The sequence below is a fragment of the Kitasatospora sp. NPDC054768 genome (assembly GCF_053612025.1).
The window spans coordinates 1-4,536 of sequence record NZ_JBSHBN010000297.1 but is presented as its reverse complement, the minus strand read 5'-3'; the positions used below and the strand labels follow the sequence as shown (position 1 = coordinate 4,536).

4 protein-coding genes are annotated in these 4,536 nt (G+C 73.9%); 1 reads left to right on the top strand and 3 read right to left on the bottom strand.

The features are described 5' to 3' along the window. Window positions 1-59: 59 nt before the first annotated feature. The 3 genes from ACWGKU_RS40435 to ACWGKU_RS40425 form a co-directional block, all read right to left on the bottom strand. Window positions 60-1,418, bottom strand: coding sequence for a cytochrome P450 (locus ACWGKU_RS40435; RefSeq protein ID WP_359912771.1), 1,359 nt, complete (start codon window positions 1,416-1,418; stop codon window positions 60-62). 2 nt (window positions 1,419-1,420) lie between these two features. Then, a complete protein-coding gene (locus tag ACWGKU_RS40430) occupies window positions 1,421-2,395 on the bottom strand; it encodes a DUF1702 family protein (protein ID WP_452181030.1) in 975 nt (324 codons plus the stop codon). Window positions 2,396-2,486: 91 nt separating this feature from the next. After that, complete coding sequence (locus ACWGKU_RS40425; protein ID WP_452181031.1) at window positions 2,487-3,503, bottom strand: DUF1702 family protein; 1,017 nt, start codon at window positions 3,501-3,503, stop codon at window positions 2,487-2,489. 252 nt (window positions 3,504-3,755) lie between these two features. On the opposite strand from ACWGKU_RS40425, the gene ACWGKU_RS40420 reads away from it, so the two are divergent. Next, entirely contained in the window at window positions 3,756-4,484 is a 729-nt protein-coding gene (locus tag ACWGKU_RS40420; RefSeq protein ID WP_401047757.1) for a maleylpyruvate isomerase family mycothiol-dependent enzyme, read from the top strand. Window positions 4,485-4,536 lie beyond the last annotated feature (52 nt).

The window sequence follows — 4,536 nt, the reverse complement described above, 5'->3', positions numbered from 1 at the left end:
GCAGAGCCCCCGCGACGTCGTCGCGGGGGCTCTGCCGTGCACGGCGCGGGCGTGTCCGCTCAGCCGGCGGAGTGCACCGTCATCGGCAGGCCGCCGCGCACCCGCAGCGACAGCATCGGCTCGGCCACCACCCGGTACCCGGGCACCTTCCTCAGCCGCAGGTCCCGGGCGACCATGGCGATCGTGAACGTGGCCTCCAGCAGCCCGAGGTGGTTGCCGATGCAGAAGCGCGGACCCGCCCCGAACGGGATGTAGGCGTAGCGCGGCCGGTCCGTGGCCCGGTCCCGGTCGAAGCGCTCCGGGTCGAACTGCTCCGGGTCGTCCCAGAACCGGGAGTGGCGGTGCAGGGTGTACGGGCAGATCAGGACGTCGGAGCCGGCCGGGACGTGGTACCCGCCGACCTCGTCGTCCGCCTGGGCCTGCCGCGGCAGGATCCACACCGGCGGGTAGAGCCGCATGACCTCCTCGACCACCATCGAGGTGTACCGCAGGCGGTGCAGGTCCTCGAACTCGGGCAGGCGGTCGCCGAGCACCTCGACGGCCTCGGCGTGCAGCCGGTCCATCACCTCGGGGTGCCGGTCGGCCAGGTAGAACGTCCAGCCCAGGGTGCTCGCCGTGGTCTCGTGGCCGGCCAGCAGCAGGGTGACCAGTTCGTCGCGCATCCGCTGGCGGGCGACCTTGTGGTCGGGCTCCTGCCGGGTGGCGACGATCAGGCGGGACAGCGCGTCCTCCCCCACGATCTCCCCGGCGTCGCGGGAGACCCGCTCGGCCACCAGCCGGTCGACCACCCGTTGCAGGTCCTGCCGGGCCTGCCGGAAGCGGAGCTGCTTGGACAGCGGCACCCAGCCGGGCACCATGCCCATGGTGACCATGTCGAACATCGCCTGGTCCTGCACGGCCTCGAAGTCGTGGCCGACCGCCTCGAAGGCGCTGAGGTCGACGTCGAGCAGGGTGCGGCCGAGCACCCCGAGAGTGAGGGCCGTGACCTCCTTGGTCACGTCGACCGGTGCGCCGCCCTCGTGCGCCCGCAGCCGGCCGACCAGCTTGGCCGCCTCCTCCGCGACGGCACCGGCCTGTTGGACGATCCGCTTGTGCTGGAAGGCGGGCTGGATCTGCCGGCGCTGCTTGCGCCAGAGTTCCCCCTCACTGGTCAGCAGGCCGTTGCCGAGGGCCCGCCGGGCCTGGGCCAGGCCGATCCCCTTGTGGTAGTTGGCCGCGTTGTCCGCGAGCACGTGCTTGGCGTGGTCGGGGTGGTTGAAGAAGTAGAGCGTCTTGGGGCCCATGGAGATCCGGACCGCGTCGCCGTACTCCGCCGCGGCGGAGCGCATCATTTCGAGCCGGTCCCCCACCAGCCTGCGCAGCAGGACGGGGGCGGCCCGGCGCGGCGGGCCGGGCGGCACCCGACGGGTGGCGGCCACGGTCAGCACCCCCCGACGTCGGCGAAGCGGTCGGCGATGGCCTGGCGCCACACCTCGTACGCGGGCAGCGCGCCGGGCACCGGCCCGCTCGGCCGCGCCTCCTGGCTGACCGCGGCGGCCTGATCGGGCGTCATGCCGCAGAAGACCCGCGTGGCCAGCTCCGTGTGCGGCACCAGCAGTCCGGCCCGGATCCGGGCCTCGGCCGCGAACGCGCTGCCCTGGGCGACCATCGGCCCGTGGATGCCGGCCCGGTCGCGGAACGCGCACAGCTCCGCCTCGTCCACGCCGCCGGCGTAGGTGGCGGCCAGTCCGGCGCCGCCGTAGAGGTCGGACCGCCGGGACTCCGGGAACTTCTCGATCATGGTCGCGACCAGCTCGGCGTCGGTGCCGCCGACGAACCACAGGGCCCGGCCGATGCCCTGGTCGATCGCGCGGCCGGCGTACGACGGGGAGTCGTGCGCCGGCCAGGGGAAGGCCGGTTCCCGGTACTGCTGGTGGACGTACCGGTCGGTGCGGAAGTACGCCTGGTGGAAGCCGTATCCGTCGAGCACCAGCCAGCGCAGCAGCGGGTCGAGCTTGTCGATGTCGGGCCAGCAGAACCTCGGCAGCCGGGCCATCGCCCAGCCGATGCCGACGTAGACCATGTAGACGTGGTCGGCGCCCCGGCCGGTGAGGCAGCGGGCCACCGAGTTGCGGCCGGACAGCCGCAGCCCGTCGAGCATGGCGAAGCCCATTCCGGCGCCCTCGTAGGCGAAGCCGCGGAACCGGTCCGGGATTTCCTCCAGCGGGTATTCCGCCTCCGCCGGGTTCCGGGCCTCCACGGCGTGGGCGTAGCCCTCCAGGAACCGCGCGCCGACCGTCTCCAGGAGGTCCTGGGCGGCCGGCGACTTCCGGTGGAAACCACGCGTTTCCAATAGCGTTTCAGAGGTGCTCGGAGTGAGAACTCGACGTCGGAGCGTCCGCCATGCACTGGACACGCCATACTCCTCTCGGGTTTCCCGCGGGGCGGCCGGTCCGCCCCGCGGATGACTTCGCACCGGTCCGGCCCGGGGCTCGTCCGGAAAACACTCAGGCCGCCGGCCCCGGCGCGGGCCGGGGCGAGGGCCCGGCCTCGCGGAAGTGCTCGCGCACGTTCGCCCGCCAGAGCTCGTACGGGGGCGGCCCGCCGGCGGCGCCCGGGGTGCGGTCGTTCACCGCGCAGGCGTCGGCCACCTTCGCCGCCGCCTCCACCGACAGGCCGGTCAGGCCCGTCGAGGCGACCTCGGAGTGCGCGGGCACGAAACCCGCGTACGCACGGGCCTTGGAGGCGAACACCGACCCCTGGGCGAGCTCCGCCCGGTACGGGCCCGCCGCGTCGCGCAGCCCGGCCAGGCCCTCGGCCGTGCCGCCCCCCGCGAAGGTCGAGGCCAGTCCCACGCCGCTCCACAGGTCGCCCTGCCGGTCCGCGCCGAACCTGCGCACCGCGGCCGCCACGTTCGCCGGCGATCCGCCGTGGATGAACCACAGCGCCCGTCCGACGCCCTGGTCGACGGCCCGCTGGAAGTACTCGGGCGCGCCCTGCCACGGATACGGCTTGGGCCTGCGCTGCCCGTCCACCCAGCGCCGGGTGTGGAAGTAGGCGAGGTCGAAGCCGTAGCCGTCGACGGCCAGCCAGCTCATCGTCGGGTGGTAGGGCGTCCCGGTGAGGTCCGGCAGCACCTTGGGCCACAGCGACCTCGGCAGCCGCGCCATGGCGAAGCCGATGCCGATGTACGCCAGGAAGATGTGCGGCTGCCCGGACCCGGCCAGCAGGTCACGGGTGCGGTGGCCCCGGCCCGTCGCGTCCAGGACGGTGAAGGCCATGGTGGCACCCTCGTACGCGAATCCGCGCTGTTCGGGTTCGACCAGGCCGAGTCGGCGCTCGACCTCCCACTGGCTCCGGGCGTCGATCCCCCACTCGAAGCCGCAGACCACCGCCTGGGGCACCGCCTCCAGCCGTTCGGTGCTCTCCGTCGGTGTCACCGGGAAGCCGCGTCCGGCGAAGGTCACCGAGGCCAGTGACGGTGTCAGTACCAGTCGGCGCAGCGATCCGAAGGTCGTCGGCACGATCCCTCCCAGGCTCACGTCCCGCAATTGACGGTCCTCCCCATGGTCCTGAGGCGGCGTCACGACCCGCATCTCCACGGTTGCGTTTCTGAACCCGCCCGGCCGCCGGGCGTCTTCGGGCGTGCTCCGCCCGCCGTCCCGCCGGCCGTCGCCCGGAACCCGGGCGCCACAATGGAACCGGCCCGCGCGAGACCGGGGTTCCGGCACCGTCGGTCCGTCCCCGCAACGTCGTCCAACCGAAGGAGAGCCCGTATGAGCACGTATCAGCGGAACGCCGAGGCCACGACCGGGTCGCTCTGGGACCGCTCACCGGACCATCTCGCCTACCGCGGCTCCCGGGAGAACATCACCGGGCTGCTGGGCGGCCGGCCCGCGGTGGCCGACGTTCCCGTGCCGGCCTGTCCGGGGTGGACGGTCCTGGACCTGGTCGGCCATCTGCTGGAGGTCTGCCGCACGGTGGCCGCCGACGCGCCGGGCAACCTGTGGGAGGTGCCGCACGCCGACTCCGGCGACGGCCTCGCCGGTCTGCTCGCCGAGTGGTCACGGCTGGACGGCGGGGTGGAACGGGTGCTCACCGAGTCCCCGCAACTGCGGCACACCATGCTGATGATGGACGCGTTCACCCATGAGATCGACCTCCGGGTCGCGCTGGGGGAACCGGTGCTCCCGGACCACCCGTCCTACCCCTCGTCGCTGGACCTTGTCGTCCGGGGCTTCTCCAACGCGGTGCGCACGCTGGGGCTTCCGGCGCTGCGCATCGAGACGCCGGGCGCCGAGTGGCGGGCCGGTGACGGCGAGCCGGCCGCCGTCGTCCGCGGGCACCGGCACGACCTCCTCCGCTCGCTCACCGGCCGGCGCTCGCCGGGGCAGATCGCCGGACTGGACTGGAGCGCCGCGCCCGAGGCCTGGCTGCCCGCCTTCACCTGGGGCCCGTTCCGGCCGCCGGCGCAGCCGGTCGAGGACGCGGCCGCCGGGCGGTAGGCCCCGGGCCCGACCGGTCCTCGGCGGGCCGGGAAACGGCGCTGTGGCGCTG

What these genes read in the sequence shown, in the direction of transcription:
- ACWGKU_RS40420 (WP_401047757.1), top strand. Translation starts at nt 3,756, where the DNA reads ATGAGCACGTATCAGCGGAACGCCGAGGCCACGACCGGGTCGCTCTGG.